Origin of the sequence: Shewanella sp. DC2-4 (assembly GCF_013248875.1) — a bacterium.
GTDB classification, from domain to species: Bacteria; Pseudomonadota; Gammaproteobacteria; order Enterobacterales; family Shewanellaceae; genus Shewanella; species Shewanella oncorhynchi.
Genome location: NZ_JABRVR010000002.1, coordinates 1,568,680 through 1,582,537 on the forward strand (window position 1 = coordinate 1,568,680; position 13,858 = coordinate 1,582,537).

Annotated in this window: 18 protein-coding genes and 1 tRNA gene; 3 read left to right on the plus strand and 16 right to left on the minus strand. The window is 43.5% G+C overall.

The window, feature by feature from the left end:
• The first annotated feature begins 9 nt into the window (after positions 1 to 9).
• Together HQQ92_RS07620 and HQQ92_RS07625 are read left to right on the plus strand one after the other, a co-directional pair.
• Positions 10 to 1,539: a carboxylesterase gene (locus tag HQQ92_RS07620; RefSeq protein ID WP_028759661.1), complete on the plus strand. Its 1,530-nt coding sequence runs from the start codon at positions 10 to 12 to the stop codon at positions 1,537 to 1,539.
• 311 nt (positions 1,540 to 1,850) lie between these two features.
• A tRNA-Pro gene (locus tag HQQ92_RS07625) sits at positions 1,851 to 1,927 on the plus strand.
• Positions 1,928 to 2,090: 163 nt separating this feature from the next.
• Here HQQ92_RS07625 and HQQ92_RS07630 read toward each other — a convergent pair.
• The 11 genes from HQQ92_RS07630 to HQQ92_RS07680 form a co-directional block, all read right to left on the minus strand.
• A complete protein-coding gene (locus HQQ92_RS07630; protein WP_173244314.1) occupies positions 2,091 to 3,275 on the minus strand; it encodes a recombinase in 1,185 nt (394 codons plus the stop codon).
• A 5-nt stretch (positions 3,276 to 3,280) separates the two neighbouring features.
• The gene (locus HQQ92_RS07635; protein ID WP_012089465.1) at positions 3,281 to 3,502 is read right to left on the minus strand and encodes a hypothetical protein; all 222 of its coding nucleotides are present in this window, start codon (positions 3,500 to 3,502) and stop codon (positions 3,281 to 3,283) included.
• Positions 3,503 to 3,636: 134 nt separating this feature from the next.
• Positions 3,637 to 3,969, minus strand: coding sequence for a hypothetical protein (locus tag HQQ92_RS07640; protein WP_173244317.1), 333 nt, complete (start codon positions 3,967 to 3,969; stop codon positions 3,637 to 3,639).
• Positions 3,966 to 4,196: a hypothetical protein gene (locus HQQ92_RS07645; protein WP_173244319.1), complete on the minus strand. Its 231-nt coding sequence runs from the start codon at positions 4,194 to 4,196 to the stop codon at positions 3,966 to 3,968. The genes HQQ92_RS07640 and HQQ92_RS07645 overlap by 4 nt, the downstream gene beginning before the upstream one ends.
• Positions 4,193 to 4,471, minus strand: a complete 279-nt coding sequence (locus HQQ92_RS07650; protein WP_105252231.1) for a hypothetical protein — start codon at positions 4,469 to 4,471, stop codon at positions 4,193 to 4,195. Before HQQ92_RS07650 ends, HQQ92_RS07645 begins: the two co-directional genes overlap by 4 nt.
• Positions 4,472 to 4,765, minus strand: a complete 294-nt coding sequence (locus tag HQQ92_RS07655; RefSeq protein ID WP_105252232.1) for a hypothetical protein — start codon at positions 4,763 to 4,765, stop codon at positions 4,472 to 4,474.
• Positions 4,762 to 5,463: a hypothetical protein gene (locus HQQ92_RS07660; protein WP_105252233.1), complete on the minus strand. Its 702-nt coding sequence runs from the start codon at positions 5,461 to 5,463 to the stop codon at positions 4,762 to 4,764. Before HQQ92_RS07660 ends, HQQ92_RS07655 begins: the two co-directional genes overlap by 4 nt.
• On the minus strand, positions 5,460 to 5,789 hold the full coding sequence (locus tag HQQ92_RS07665; RefSeq protein WP_105252234.1) for a hypothetical protein: 330 nt from the start codon (positions 5,787 to 5,789) through the stop codon (positions 5,460 to 5,462). Before HQQ92_RS07665 ends, HQQ92_RS07660 begins: the two co-directional genes overlap by 4 nt.
• A 10-nt stretch (positions 5,790 to 5,799) precedes the next feature.
• Positions 5,800 to 5,964 carry a hypothetical protein gene (locus HQQ92_RS07670; protein ID WP_012197007.1) on the minus strand — a complete coding sequence of 55 codons (165 nt, stop codon included), beginning with the start codon at positions 5,962 to 5,964 and terminating at the stop codon, positions 5,800 to 5,802.
• Positions 5,965 to 6,000: 36 nt separating this feature from the next.
• Positions 6,001 to 6,348 (minus strand): hypothetical protein, encoded by a 348-nt coding sequence (locus tag HQQ92_RS07675; protein WP_012088961.1) that lies wholly within the window; start codon positions 6,346 to 6,348, stop codon positions 6,001 to 6,003.
• A gap of 140 nt (positions 6,349 to 6,488) precedes the next feature.
• Positions 6,489 to 6,851: a hypothetical protein gene (locus HQQ92_RS07680; protein ID WP_173244322.1), complete on the minus strand. Its 363-nt coding sequence runs from the start codon at positions 6,849 to 6,851 to the stop codon at positions 6,489 to 6,491.
• A 750-nt stretch (positions 6,852 to 7,601) separates the two neighbouring features.
• Between HQQ92_RS07680 and HQQ92_RS07685 the strand changes: the two genes are divergently transcribed.
• Complete coding sequence (locus HQQ92_RS07685) at positions 7,602 to 8,783, plus strand: DUF2971 domain-containing protein (RefSeq protein WP_173244325.1); 1,182 nt, start codon at positions 7,602 to 7,604, stop codon at positions 8,781 to 8,783.
• 109 nt (positions 8,784 to 8,892) lie between these two features.
• Here the strand turns inward: HQQ92_RS07685 and HQQ92_RS07690 are convergent, their stop codons facing one another.
• The 5 genes from HQQ92_RS07690 to HQQ92_RS07710 form a co-directional block, all read right to left on the minus strand.
• On the minus strand, positions 8,893 to 9,447 hold the full coding sequence (locus tag HQQ92_RS07690; RefSeq protein ID WP_173244328.1) for a hypothetical protein: 555 nt from the start codon (positions 9,445 to 9,447) through the stop codon (positions 8,893 to 8,895).
• Positions 9,448 to 9,484: 37 nt separating this feature from the next.
• Positions 9,485 to 10,405 carry a Mu-like prophage major head subunit gpT family protein gene (locus HQQ92_RS07695; protein WP_173244331.1) on the minus strand — a complete coding sequence of 307 codons (921 nt, stop codon included), beginning with the start codon at positions 10,403 to 10,405 and terminating at the stop codon, positions 9,485 to 9,487.
• Positions 10,406 to 10,436: 31 nt separating this feature from the next.
• Complete coding sequence (locus HQQ92_RS07700; protein ID WP_173244334.1) at positions 10,437 to 10,802, minus strand: Mor transcription activator family protein; 366 nt, start codon at positions 10,800 to 10,802, stop codon at positions 10,437 to 10,439.
• 161 nt (positions 10,803 to 10,963) lie between these two features.
• Positions 10,964 to 13,324, minus strand: a complete 2,361-nt coding sequence (locus HQQ92_RS07705) for an AAA family ATPase (RefSeq protein ID WP_173244337.1) — start codon at positions 13,322 to 13,324, stop codon at positions 10,964 to 10,966.
• A 288-nt stretch (positions 13,325 to 13,612) separates the two neighbouring features.
• The gene (locus HQQ92_RS07710; protein WP_173244341.1) at positions 13,613 to 13,855 is read right to left on the minus strand and encodes a hypothetical protein; all 243 of its coding nucleotides are present in this window, start codon (positions 13,853 to 13,855) and stop codon (positions 13,613 to 13,615) included.
• Between the last annotated feature and the right edge of the window lie 3 nt (positions 13,856 to 13,858).

A 13,858-nucleotide genomic window follows, 5' to 3' on the forward strand; every position in this document is an offset into this window, starting at 1 on the left:
GGAACAGCGATGAAGGCCATCATCATAGGTTCGACAAAACACCTATTTTTAGCTGCAGTGTATGCAAGTACTGGCATAGTGGTGGCGTTACTCGCGACAGGGATCTATTTTCTTAATGCGCGCCCTGAGCTGTCACTTTGGCATACGGTCGAGCTAAAAAATGAGTTCCATTACAATACCAAACTTGCCAATTTTAATGAGTACTTAGCGCTAGAAGACCGCTTATTCGCCGAAGTTGAGCGCAAAGTTGTACAGAAGATTCCCGCCAATGAATTTTCTCCAGTGAACCGCTATGTCAAAAATAGCTTATCTGATCCTGCCCATTGGCCACAAAACTGGAATCGCAGTTATGAATGGCCTGTGGCTAATGCCGAATTTGGAGTATTACTGCTCCACGGTATGTCGGATTCGCCCTATGCTCTATCCAATGTGGCGGCGCACTTTAAAGGTAAAGCCCATGTGCTCGGTTTAAGATTGCCAGGGCATGGCACGATTCCAAGTGGATTGACTGAGCTTTATTGGCAAGATCTGGCCGCAGCGGTTAATTTAGCCACAGCGCATATGCGGCAAACTCTGAAAGATAAACCATTATTTGTGGTGGCTTTTTCGACGGGTGCCGCCGTCGCGCTGAACCATGAGTTAGAACGTATAAGCCATGATAAAGCCCCTGATTATGATGGAATGATTTTTATCTCTCCCGCGATAGGGCTAGCGCCATCTGCGGCGGCCGCACGCTGGCAGAGTTGGATAGGACGATTGTTGGAGCTGGATAAACTGCAATGGAACAGTATTCAAGTAGAGTACGATCCCTTTAAATACACCTCTTTTGCGGTTAATGCGGGCGATGTAGTTTATCAATTAGCCCTGCGTAACCAAGGTTTATTGGCAGGATTAACGCCGCAGCAACGGGCGCAAGTTCCGTCGATACTCACCTTTCAGTCGGTAGTGGATGCAACCGTTTCAACCGCGGCGGTGGTGAATAATCTGTATCAAACATTGCCTGAAAAAGGCCATGAGTTAGTGTTGTTTGATATGAACCGACTCGATGTAAATGCCAAGATGGTGTCCAATGATCCGCTTGCGGGCTTGTTGGCGAACATTAATAACCCTGAGTTACATTATCGTGGCACTGTGGTGGAAAATATCAGTAATGAAACCACGCAGATTCAGGCGCGATACTTTGGTTTAGATGAACTGGGTTTAGATGAACAGAATTTAGATACACAGGATATAGACGCACAGGGTAAAGTGCTCACTCAGGTCAGTGAAAACGTGCGGATATTAGATTTATATTGGCCTGCAGGCGTGTATTCTTTATCCCATGTTGCGCTACCTTTTGGCATAGATGATGGGCTTTATGGCGCGGTGATCCAGCCTGATTTACATAGGATTCAAATCGGAGCCTCAGCTTCGCGCGGAGAGCGCGGCTTGTATAGCGTGTCAGCGTCTGAAATGTTACGACAGAAATGGAATCCATTTTTCCCGTATCTACTCGAGCGCATGGATGAGTACCGACTCGCCCATATGCACTCGCATTGAATGATGATTTAGTAAACGGGTGTCATTATGTCTGTTCTGCAGCTAAATCCTGTTTGAGTATGGACGTAATCAGTATCGAGCAATCATTATCGACGAAAATTGTGTCATTCAGAACATAAACTAAGCAGTTGATCAAAGAGATGTAATGAAGCCCTTGCGCAGTTGCGAGGCAATTGCTACAGTTCTGGCTCGCTTAAGATAAACCCCATAAACAGTATCTTAGGTGATAAGTAATTGAGCAAAAGCCGTAAAGATTATCGCTAAACTGTATTTAGCTAAGTCAGAACAGGTATGCAATATACTTAAAAATTCGGTATGTAGCGCAGCCCGGTAGCGCACTGTCATGGGGTGTCAGGGGTCGGAGGTTCGAATCCTCTCATACCGACCAAATTCTAAATAAAAAAGCCTGTAAACTTAATAGTTTGCAGGCTTTTTTATTTTAATGCGATTTTAATATTCATTTTTAAGCGGTCAAACTATGGTCGAACTCAGGTCAAACAGGCTTTGAATAACCGAGGCCATTCAGGCCCGTTTGCCTTAGTTTTTCTAGGCTAATTTGCCATGTTAATCTCTGCATGTGGCACCTCAGTCCATTCCAAATGGTCACGAACATAGACCTTGGTAGACTTCGAATCGGTATGCGCCATGCGGCCTTGAGGATCAATCCCCATATCCGAAAACAGTCTTGCAGATAGGGCGCGGATTTCATGAAAAGTCGGCCGCTGATTAACTTCAAGGTGACTAAATAATCCAATGTCATCCCTTACTGCAGAAAATGCTCTGCTAAGGTAGTTTGGATCAAGCTGATAACGATGGTTTGTTTCAGCGCTTTGCCTAGTATTTCGCTCAGGAACCCGATGAACAACATACGGGCATAAAATCCCATCACGGCTTCTATCTATAATCCCTTTAATCTCCTGACCAATAGGGATAGCGACATGGCTAGCTTCCTTTTCCTCAACTTTTTGCCTATGGATAAACAGCGTTCCATAAATCCCATCAACCGGAGCCTCAAACCAAATACAGCCGCATTGCCCATCCTTAGGTTTTTTAATGCTGTACTTAATTCGAGAAATTTCTAACCTTGCCTGTGATGCTTGAAGCGCTAACTCCATTGCTGTTTGTAACCAAAGTGGCGCCGCAGCGTGGATAAGTTTGAAAGCATCCAAACTTAAGCGTTGGCGTTCTTTGCCTTTGGTTTTACGCTTTTTCATCTTTTTGGCGGCAGGGTTATCAACCATCAGCGATTGATCAATGGCGTAATTAATCAACTTTTCAATGAAACCCAGTTTGCGATTATGCACATTCGCACTCGCGTTAGGATGGTACTGGTTAAGAAATCCATTAATATGCTCAAGGCCAATATCCTGGCTTGGTATAGCCTTGAAGTACTCCTTCACTCTCGACGCATCGTTTAGCATAGTGCTAGCGAATTGCTTACTGGGTGACTCCTCTTTGAAAATGATCTCCATCAAACGGTCAACATGATCAGCAAAAGGAAGTTGCTGCTCAGATTCAATACCGCCAGAAGCCTTTATCAGGTCATCTACAATCAACCCAGAACTTGGGCGCATGATCCGGTTATATTCATTTGCTATCTGTATTGCTTGGATTTTATCTTTACCCAGTGATTTCCTAATACCGTTAATCAGGGTAAAGCGGTAAACGCCAGAGTCGATTTCATATCTTAGATATGAAGGAAGATTCTTATTTACCGGCTTTTTTGGGCGCACCATGATACTTACACCGATTCCGCGACCAGATGCATAACCGCATTACTGACAACCTGCGGAACGCCAAAATACTGATCCTCATACACATAGACAGTGCCACTAATAACGGCACCACGAATTTTACCTTTCAATATCCACGTAGAAATGGTTCTATTTTGCGGCATTGACCCTTTAGTGAACTCGCGGCTAGCCCATTCGCGTGCCTTCATTAACTTTGCTGTGTTTTTCATAATAGCCTCTCTTATTTGCTATGACGTTTGTATGTTTACTTGGGCTTAGGCCGATTCCATCGCAGGAACATAAATGCCTTCAGCGTTGATTTTTGTGGTGCAATTACCTTCTAACTCCTCTCTTTGCTGTCAGGTCATTTACCTTCCGTTGCCACTTCCTTGTCCTTCGGGGCGAAGAACAGCGCGACGGGGCCATCCTCTGTGTCGTGAATACTCAGCAAGAATGAGCCGGCCTTGTCGCAAACGGGTTGCCAATCGCTGATATCGGTGTCGCCCTCGTCAAAGTAGCGCTCGATGAGGTTTTCAGGGGCATCGAGTTCAAACCAAATCGCCACAAACTCGCCGCCTTGGCGTGCTGCCCATGCTTCACACTCCACACGGGTCACACCTTCATCCCACTCGGGCAAATCGGGATGGGTCCAATAACCTTCTTCACGTTCTACTGTTGCTGCTTGTATTGGGTTCATGCTGCTTCTCCTTTTATCCTGAGTTTTGATTCTGCGTTGAGTGCGAATACTTCTGCGTCGGCTTGGCCGAAGTCGCTGCACTCGATGGCGTTAAAAGACTTACAAATGCCCCAGCCTTGATAGTTGTTTGGGGTGTACTTCACTTCGATTTGTTGCTGATCGCACATCAAGGTGGAGTAGGGCTTAGATAGCGTGACCACGCCCGCTTTAGTGCTGAACGTATTCATGCCGCCTCCTTGTTTTGGCTGTCGCTTGTTTGGCTGACTGGCGGATGGCAGGGCAGACGCATTGGGTGATATCGGTACGAATACACTATGGTGCGGCTAATGCCCTTGGCGAGGTTGGTTAAGCCGTTGCCCAATGCTTGCCAGTACAGGCAATCTAACGCGCCCAGTGCCAGCGCGATTTTGATGCTGTCGCCCGTTGTGGCCTTGAGTAACAGGCTTAACTTATGGCTGCGGTAATGATTTAGCAGATGGCGAAACGCCGCTGATTGAGTCATTTAGGCCACCTGCTTCGGTTGCAAAGGAGTTGATTGCAAATGAGTTAATTGCAGCTTGGCCCAGTCGATGGCTTTAATGGCCTCGACCGTGGCGGCGATTTGCTCTAACTTCTTTTGCCCGCGCATAAAGTTCGACAGTTCAATACCGTGGCGAGCCGCCGCACGTTCGGCGGGTAGGGCGCTGGTGTAATGCAGCGTTAATGCGGCAATCACCTCGGGTGAACTAATGCGGGTAAGCGACAGCAATAACGCAACGCGCTCTTGTGATTCAAAGCCTGGGAGTAAGTGGTTCATGCTGCACCGCCTGTGGTGCTGATCACCTTGAACTCGATAACCCACACCCACGGGTTGGCATCCCAATTTTCATAGATTGAGTTCCATAGGGATTTAAAAGCATGCTGTGGGTTTTTATACCAACGCCAATGAGGCGAATGAGGCTTATGGCTTGAATGCTTTTCAACTCCGCCCCATTGTTGGTAAACGGAGCTATATTGCAAACCTTCGGCTTTTGCATCTTGCTCGCTGATATCATTTAGCCTTTCAACCCGAACAGCAGTGACTTCAAGCAGAATACGAGCGCAAGAACGAGGCATATGGATAGATGGTTTCCATTTGCTTTCGCCACTATCACCCGCGGCTTTGAATAGAACCGTTCCGTTAGCCGGACATGAGCAAGGCGATTCACTGCAACCACATTCATCAGATGCATTGAATAACCTCCAAGCCTCACGTACCCACAGCTGATCACCAAGCGTGCCGAACGGTGAAACAAACGCGCAATCTTCATCGCTAACGCCAAAAACATCATCATTGGCTGGTTGATAGAATCCGCGCTTATCAATGACTGTCGGTGTATACCATTCGGCATTTTTAGAAAATGGCGTCCAATCATCATGCGGCTGAGCTTTAAACACTCTGCGCGTCTGTGTTTTACGGCCATCAAGAATGGCGCGCACCATTTCGGTGTTGAAGATAATAGGGCGCTGTTTCATGCTTCACCTCTGTTCCATTCGTGCTCAGGGCTTGCGTCCCAGTAGCAAAACTCCATAAAGTTTTTAAAGCCGTCGCCGTACTCTAAATAACGCTTATAGCGCTGCTGTGACTTAGTTGTTTTTCGAATACAGCCAATGCCACCGTATTCAACCTCCCAAATTGGGTGGCAATGACGAACAACGCCAGGCTTGTCATCATCAAAGTTAACGCCAAGGTGATGACCGCAATCTTTGATGATCACGCCAGCGCGGCCATTCACTTTAACTAAGCGGCCTATTTCGGCTGGAACAGCGTAATGCTGTTTGATGTAGTCAAATTGGCTCATGCTGATTTCCTTATCTTTTAACCAAGAAACGGTGCAGACCTTTGGCGGCACGAATGGCGACAGTGCGGTCGGTGGTAAACTTGCCACCGGGCAACATCCAACCCTCCTTAAACGCGACGATATGGCCAACACCGATTTTGATATCGCTGTGTAGCGGTTTGTCATCAGTTAACATGCTGCTTTCCTTCTCTCGTCATCACACTCCGCAGGGCTAAGCTGCGGCTTCGCCGTTAAACACCACCAGATTGATGATGGGTTTCTTGGTTTTGGGGTTCACCTTGTCCGACAGCTTGTGATAGCGAATATGCACATCGCGGTGGGCTTCTTGGGTCATGGCTAACACGATATATTGCTGGCACAGCGCGGGCGTCGATAACGAATGCGACAGGCGTTGTGGCTTCATGGTTTCAAACAAGTGCTGCGCCATATCATCCAACTTAGCTTGGTACTCGTCGGGGCTCAGTTGACGGCGGTTAGGGTGCGCGCCAACTGAGGTGCTGCACTTTTTGGCCGCCTGCTTTTTCGCTAAGGTCATGGACACGCCGTAAACAAAAAACATAATTGCCTCCAACAAGGTGAAACTGTCGTCGTTATCGTTATCGGGATATGGACCATCACCCCTTGGTTGCTTTGCCTTGACTGCTTTGCCTAGATAGCCTAAATCGTGAATGTCCACGGCGGCTCTGCGGCTCTACTGCGTTAGTGGCCGACGGGCGTGGCTGGCGTCAAAGTGTGCAGCGGATGCACATTAGTGACGGCTTGCGAGTCGTTACGCCACACCATCACCCTGCCGTACAAGCCTTGCAGGGGCTCAGTAAAGCGCAGGCTGAAATTGAGCCCGAGTTCCCCCGTGTGGCGAATGAACTGGCGGTAAAAGGCAGCGCTGGGGTGGTGATATGCAAAATGTTTTACCAGTTCGGCGCATCGGGCTTGCACCCGTGGGCAATCCATTGGGTCGGTGTGGCCCTTGGCCAGCGCCATCAAGCAGGCAAAACGTATTGCAACCAGTAGACGAAACTCATCGCGTTGTTTCGGTGTGGTGTGAACTTTCGCTAGAATCATTTCCCTGTCCTCGGTAGTTGGTACAATCAAAATATAACCTTGGTTAATTATTCGGTCAATAACTATAGTTAATTAATTTGGTTAATTTTAGTTATATGGTTTCGTGAGCGACTTGTAATACCGAATAAGAGATTGATATAAAAGGGGGGGTGTGGAAGTGTTAGGTCATGTTTGTAGGGGAGGTTGATTGCTCCGTTATGCTCCGAAAGTGTTTTGACTGGTTAGAACAATCGAAAATTCCTTCACCTGTTGCTCTACAAATTCTTATCTATTTAGCTAATGTTTGGCCCTACCGTGATCTGTAGCGCGATAATTGCCGCGATTTTTCACGATAATTCAATTTTCGACTATTTCACATTCAACCCATAATTAGGTCTAATTTGAAACGCTTTCCAATAGTTTAACTCCGTTGGATCTAGTTGTTACTCGCTCGATGCTGTTATATTCGGTCTTGAGAGATGTCAGTGTACTCTTAACTGGTAAAGCAGACTGCGCCATGCGCTGTGTATGTGGGTTCGACTCCCTCCGCTGTCGTCTCTCACTTGAAGTTAGTTACACGCCGATCAGTCGCATGATAATCGCCGTACTTTTTCAAATAAAGTGATCTTCCCAGAAAGTCAGTTTCACTGAGTGGCCAACTGAAAAATGTCACAAATTTCGTGATAGCTTATTCAGTCTCATTCGAGCATTCATTCTTTAATCTTGCAGATTACTCAAATCTATTGATAGGATGTAAGTAATTAATCATCAATGACTTTTACTTTTATGCTCTTATACCGATACAGGTCTTCAACTGAGTTATCCTTTAAAGAACTTCTCTATAATGAATTGTACTTTGCCTCTCAAGATGAGTTGAATGATCCATTTGATGGGGAGAGCTTTTACCATTTCCCTTCGGATAAAGAACTATGGATGAGGCTCTTAAATGAGGTAAATAATGACATAAAGGAGGTATCTTGGGGTGATTCAGAAATAAATGAGTACCATATCGAGATACTTGCAACAGCTTTATCTAGAAGAACTCCGATCACTTACGGAGAAATAATGGCTGGTAGACTAATTAGCATCTTTGGCGATGTGGTTTCTGAACCTGAAAATCAAGATACAATGCCAAAAAATGTGACTTTTTTTGCTGAGGAAGTTCAACGTTATTTATCTTATTCAAGTCCTAAACTAGGTTATTTTGTCTCATTCTCTTCTAAAAGTAATGACCATCTTATGTGGGGACATTATGGAGCACAGCACTTCGGTTATAGCCTTATATTCAGAACCATTGATGGAGCATTAAAGCAAGACCCTTCCAATTGTATAAACTCAGTAGGGATCACTGAAACGTACAGAATATCAGTGCCTAGCTCTATACCATTCTCAAAAGTTAATTATTCTGAAAATATTGACTTTCATAATGCATGCTGGCTACTTCCCCGAAAATTGGTAAGTAACCTAACATGCGTCGACTTGAATGAAATAAAAAATCATTGGGATAAGTCGGACAGTTTTTTATGTTCAAAGCATCGCAGTTGGGAATATGAGCAAGAATATCGTCTTATCCTTAATGGTGGATCACTTTCTTCTGAGCGTCTGTCTCCCTTACAACGACTATTACATTATGATTTTTCTCAATTAGTTGGAGTTGTTTTTGGTAGTAAAATGTCAGATAGTCATAAAATGAGAGTTAAGGAGATAATTAAATATAAGAAAGAGAGCTTTCTGCCACAAAATGGTTCGGGACATGTTTTTCCATTTGTATTTTTCCAAGCCAGAAGGTCTTTCAATAGAGAGATTGATGTGACTCCAGAAGAGATTTTTGACTGTAATTTTAAAATCCAACTTACTGCTGAAGATAGCAAGATATGGCTGAAACAATGGGAAGGTGGTTATGCTCTGAGATTCGATGCTAATGGAGGATGCACACCAGTTAACGTCATATAAATTAATTAAGAAATCGTCTTTTATATTCGAATATTAAAAAGGTAGGTAACGAGTGCAGCTCGTACGGAGGATTAAGCTGCAAACATTACCTACCAATTCCCTCAACTCTTTAAAGTCCCATTTCAGCCAATAATGCGCTTCTTGTTGCTGTTAACTCTTCAGGCTCAACTTGCCCGTAAATCTTGTTTATACGGCTACCGTAATACCCATCACCAACACCACCTTGCATACTATTAATGGTCATTAGCTTTTGAAGGCCAATGCGTAGGTCTGTAGGAAGTTCAGCAGGTAATGCGGCCATCACTTCAGCTTGCTTAAGTTGCCACATGGTGCGACCTAGCTCAGTAATTCTGGTTTGATGTTCCTTTAAACCAAATTCACCCCAAGATTTGATTTTGGCTTCGACGTTCGTAATTAATTGAGCGCAATCGGCGTATGTCACTTCTGCTTGTAGGAAGGTCTGCTTGGCCGTATCGTAATCAGCGTCGCTAATCGCATTTCGCATTGCTGACTGTGCACTGTCCATACTGAGTCGATTAGCATTTAGACGGCTTGTTAATTCAGGCAAACGTGTATTACGTAGATCTGCTGCTTCCTGATTTTTTTGCTCAAAGTTCGCGATAGCTTGCTTGTAAGCGGTGATAGCATCTTGGATTGGCATCATTTGCTCCTAGAAATCAGTAAATTTATGGTTTTTGACGTTACAGCTCAGGCACTATGAGCAACTCAAACTTTCCTTTAAGTTCGTTCTCAACTGTTACGCCATTTTCATCAATAAACTGGCGTTCAAGGAGCTTGAGTGCTGTTTGTTCTAAGCTGGACGGTATTACAAGTAAATTGGGGTTAACCTTTAGCTTTTTGCCACCATCAGACTTGAATGCTTTCATTTTCTGATAGCTATTCCAAAGGGTTTGGTATGTCAGTTCTCGTTGGTTAGCAAAGGCAAGTTGCCAAAAGCCAAATCCAGCTTCACAACGAATATCTGCGCCAAATTGATATTCATTCTTTGTCCATGCAGCGGGATCTGTTGGATTGAACAAAGTATTTAACGCAAGGGCGCGGCGTTCTTGGTAAATCATGGGTTTTAATGGCTTAGTGGTATCCAGTAAAAACCACGTACCTCCAAAGTAATTTGCATCTGTTGCTACGTTGGCGACAGAGGTTACAGCACCAGTGCCATCATGCTTTTCATTAACCGGATGAGCTAAATCAAAAAAGTTTTGTCCGTCATAACATGCGGAGTTAAAGCCTGAGGTGAACAACTGGAACACCAATTCATCAGGAAACTCACGCGCATTTTGAGCGAACATTTCTACAATAGGTAAGAAGGTGCCAATGGTGTCATCCTCTACATCATCACGGCTTATACCGACGGTATTCTCGAAGGTACGGTTAGTGATGGTGTAGCCATGCTCTTTAATGGAATGAATGACACGTGCACCAATCCATTCACGCATAGTTGGCATGGCACCAAGCCATCCGTAGGTGTTAAAGCGACTATTGCTGGTCACAACAGTGGCCACCTTCATATATAAAGGCTCTGATTGCAGCAAACCTTGCTGAAACGCTGCATCTACTTTCGTTCGTAGTGCTTGCAAAATTGGGGCAGTAATAACGGCCATGCTCTTATCCTCCGATTGTCTTTATATGACGCTATTGGGTTCGATTAAGTTGGCGTATTTGCGCCACAATGTTGTCTATTTGCCGTCTGCTAAACCCATGCTCCTTTGCAAGTTCATCGGCGTTACGGCCATTAAAAGCTTGATAGATGCGAAGGTTGCGGATGAAACGCAATAGTGAGCTGCCACGGGGCAAATAGATGTCACGGCCACCAAGGTAAATTGAGATGTCAGTAATGAGTTTTTCAGCCAATAGCGGCTTATCGAGCTTTTCTTTTGCTAAGCGGTTATCAACAATGCTCACTAGTTCGGCTAAGTTTTTAGGCCATTTCCGCTTGAGTTGATTTAACTGCTGGGTGCTAAGAGAGTCGAGGTCGAGTTGTTCATCATTTAAGGGCATCACACATTCCAATGTAGGCGGTGTTTGTTAGCCCTTATTAGATGATATCGGGAAGGATTTCAGGATGAGAAATGTTTCAGGAAAATGTATAGCTCTGTTCTAAGTTATAAATAGGAATGTAGACCTAAACCTAAATTCGAGGTCTACATTCAATATTTAAATTACCTTATTGCATTCAATCCATTATATATAACGTCCAGAATGTCCGCTGCTAAGGTTCTGGTATTTTCAAGTGCATCTCCACCAATTTCATGCATTGGTGTATTCAGTGTATCTCTGATGGCACTTAACCTAGCTTCAAGTTGTACTGACATAAAACCCGCATCTCTTAATGCTTGCGTACATACTGATAGGTCTGCTTTCGTTACTCCCAGATCCCCTAGTTGTTTTTTATATCTATGTCGAATTTCTTCTTCGAAGAATGGCCGCAAACTAGTCAGGACATCATCATGTGTTTCTCTTTGAACAAATGCTTTAATCTTATCAAAGGCGATATCATGCTCCGTAGCCATCATCTTATCAATATCGATCTCATCAATTGAACAAGTATCAACACCATGTACTAACTTTAATGATTTAGCACAACGCCTAAATTTTTTAACTGCTTTAGCTGCCATTCCTTTGTAGTGCGTTGTAATAATTAACTGCTTAACAGTTCGCTGAAGCTCATCTAATTTATTTAGAATTAACGCTATTCTTTCATTGTCAAAGCTTGTCACAGGATCATCCATAACTAAAATAGCTTTAGCTTTTTCTTCTGGAGTTAGAGACATTACTTTAGCTAGGAAGATACATAATGCTAGTGCTCTACGGTCTGATTCGCTAAAAACGGTGTTAATTTTATCCGCAGGAATATCTTCACGTTTAAATTTTACCTTTAAGTCATAAATAATCTGTTGCCCTCTATTATTAGGGACTTTGATAATTTCAAAGTTATCAGAACCTAAGTGACGAAATAGACGGTTTATTTGATCAAAGTAAGTGTTTAAATAAGCACTTTGAGAATTATCTAGTTGCTCTTTCTGCGTCCTATATGCAATATCCAAGGTTGAAATCTGACCTTGTTTTTGTTGATAAGATACACACAGTGGTTCAAGGCGAACTCTTTTTAATAACTCTTGTGCTTGAGCTTGCTGCGTAGTGAGGTCTGCTAGCTGTGTGTTTAGCTGAACGATATCAAGTGAATTTTTATACTCATTGAATATTGCATTTATTTGTTCCGCAACAACCCAATATTCATAGATTGCTTGATTATAACCTGTCGCTATCGTATTCAGAGCCTCGAAGCTTAATGTGTCAGCCTGTTCGTACGGTGTGGCAAGTTTTCGTTCTAAACTAGGAAGCCATGATTCAGTCGCCGATCGGCTTTGCGTCATAACAGAATCAAACATCTCTAAAATAGCTTCATGCTTTTGCTGTAATGAAGAACTGAAAGTTGTTAATGCTGGATTGCCAGTTATCTGAGGCTCTATGTACATATCAAATATCTGACGGTTAGCTTGATGCTGTTGAATTAACTGCTCGCGTGTGTTTGGAATATAAAATGGCTGACGTAGAGTGTTAAGTTCCTCTCTTTTTTGAGAGTTAAATCTATCAAATTCAACATTAAACGCTTGTTGATAAGCTGTTATTAAGCCTCTAGCATTCTCATTTAACTCTTGCCCACAGAAAGGACAGTCATCTTTTACTTGTGTGAGCCCTTGAGCTGCCCACCCTTTGAATGTAATTGAGTTGTTGACATGGTTAACCATGTGGCTTTGCAACACATCTAGCGTTCCTTGATGCACATTTTGAAGGCTAGATATCAATATAGTATTGATTCTGTCTATTACAGTGGCAAATTGAACTTGAGTTCCTACTGCTGATAAAGTGTTTCGGCGTTTAATGTTGTCGATGTTTCGTATTAATGTACCAATCTGTTGTTTTGCTGTCTCAAAAGCGCCAATGTTTGCTTCAAGTTGTTCTGTCGTTTGAGTGGGTAATGCTGTCATAGCATATTGAGCCACATTACCGACCGCATGTGTGTTTAGCTGGCCTTCTATACTAGTTAAATTACGACGTTCGTCTCTCAAACTTACATTAACATCGGCAAGGGCTGCATATAGTGCAGTATTACTTTCTCCAAGTATGAAGCTCGTCATATTCTCTGAATTTGGCCGCTCTTGTTTTTGACCGGTAATAACATTACGGTGAATAAAACTATGATCAAACACATAAAGTTTTGAGCTATCGGGAGTTTTAACTTGCCACTGCGAGTTTTCAAATGTTGATACTACGTTTCCGGCATCAGTAGAAAATTGCAACTCAACTTTTTGCGGTTTTGTAGGGTCGTTGGGGATTGTTTTACGATTTAATATAAGTTCTGGTGCATCTACAGCTAAAGAGTGCAATACATCACATAGAGTACTTTTTCCATATCGATTCTCACCATAAATTACAGTTACCTCAGTTAACTCAATGCCACTTGCTCGCATTTGTGTGTAATTACCGATACCTTGAATCAGTTTTATTCTTTTTAACATTGACCACCTCCGTATTTGTCGTAATGTAAACTATCTCACCCAAGCAGGCTTTACAATGCGATAACATTACAAATGTGATAATGGTAGTGTTTGTTTTACATATTATTAAGCTAGCTTACCTCGAGTGACTAATGCCTTACAGGATGTTGATAGCTTCAACCGTGACAACATCAAGTCCAATAGCGTTTAAATCCCGTTTAAATCTTTCTTAAAGCGTTTAACTAAAAAAAAGTGCGCCATGATAAGCAGTCGAGGCTAAGACTACTTAAAATGGCGCTCAGGGCGTTTTTACTGTTGGGCGGTTTGGAGGGCGCGAACTTGGGTTAAGCCAACGGATAACAGCATTTGAATGCAGTTGAGTTGTCTAACGATGTGCTTAGGTGAGATAGCGTGTAAATCTTTGGTTTCATCAATGAGTGACGACAATAGCTCAAGCAGTTCAATCCCTGTTTCAATATCATCCGTCCCGCCACAGCCCATGAACAGTAGGTTTTGATGTTGGTTAATCGCATCGAGTAACGGTTGATTCATCGG

Bases quoted from the DNA above. Each gene is read 5' to 3' on its own strand.
- HQQ92_RS07620 (WP_028759661.1), top strand. From the start codon at position 10: ATGAAGGCCATCATCATAGGTTCGACAAAACACCTATTTTTAGCTGCA.
- HQQ92_RS07630 (WP_173244314.1), bottom strand. From the start codon at position 3,275: ATGGTGCGCCCAAAAAAGCCGGTAAATAAGAATCTTCCTTCATATCTA.
- HQQ92_RS07635 (WP_012089465.1), bottom strand. From the start codon at position 3,502: ATGAAAAACACAGCAAAGTTAATGAAGGCACGCGAATGGGCTAGCCGC.
- HQQ92_RS07640 (WP_173244317.1), bottom strand. From the start codon at position 3,969: ATGAACCCAATACAAGCAGCAACAGTAGAACGTGAAGAAGGTTATTGG.
- HQQ92_RS07645 (WP_173244319.1), bottom strand. From the start codon at position 4,196: ATGAATACGTTCAGCACTAAAGCGGGCGTGGTCACGCTATCTAAGCCC.
- HQQ92_RS07650 (WP_105252231.1), bottom strand. From the start codon at position 4,471: ATGACTCAATCAGCGGCGTTTCGCCATCTGCTAAATCATTACCGCAGC.
- HQQ92_RS07655 (WP_105252232.1), bottom strand. From the start codon at position 4,765: ATGAACCACTTACTCCCAGGCTTTGAATCACAAGAGCGCGTTGCGTTA.
- HQQ92_RS07660 (WP_105252233.1), bottom strand. From the start codon at position 5,463: ATGAAACAGCGCCCTATTATCTTCAACACCGAAATGGTGCGCGCCATT.
- HQQ92_RS07665 (WP_105252234.1), bottom strand. From the start codon at position 5,789: ATGAGCCAATTTGACTACATCAAACAGCATTACGCTGTTCCAGCCGAA.
- HQQ92_RS07670 (WP_012197007.1), bottom strand. From the start codon at position 5,964: ATGTTAACTGATGACAAACCGCTACACAGCGATATCAAAATCGGTGTT.
- HQQ92_RS07675 (WP_012088961.1), bottom strand. From the start codon at position 6,348: ATGTTTTTTGTTTACGGCGTGTCCATGACCTTAGCGAAAAAGCAGGCG.
- HQQ92_RS07680 (WP_173244322.1), bottom strand. From the start codon at position 6,851: ATGATTCTAGCGAAAGTTCACACCACACCGAAACAACGCGATGAGTTT.
- HQQ92_RS07685 (WP_173244325.1), top strand. From the start codon at position 7,602: ATGACTTTTACTTTTATGCTCTTATACCGATACAGGTCTTCAACTGAG.
- HQQ92_RS07690 (WP_173244328.1), bottom strand. From the start codon at position 9,447: ATGATGCCAATCCAAGATGCTATCACCGCTTACAAGCAAGCTATCGCG.
- HQQ92_RS07695 (WP_173244331.1), bottom strand. From the start codon at position 10,405: ATGGCCGTTATTACTGCCCCAATTTTGCAAGCACTACGAACGAAAGTA.
- HQQ92_RS07700 (WP_173244334.1), bottom strand. From the start codon at position 10,802: ATGCCCTTAAATGATGAACAACTCGACCTCGACTCTCTTAGCACCCAG.
- HQQ92_RS07705 (WP_173244337.1), bottom strand. From the start codon at position 13,324: ATGTTAAAAAGAATAAAACTGATTCAAGGTATCGGTAATTACACACAA.
- HQQ92_RS07710 (WP_173244341.1), bottom strand. From the start codon at position 13,855: ATGAATCAACCGTTACTCGATGCGATTAACCAACATCAAAACCTACTG.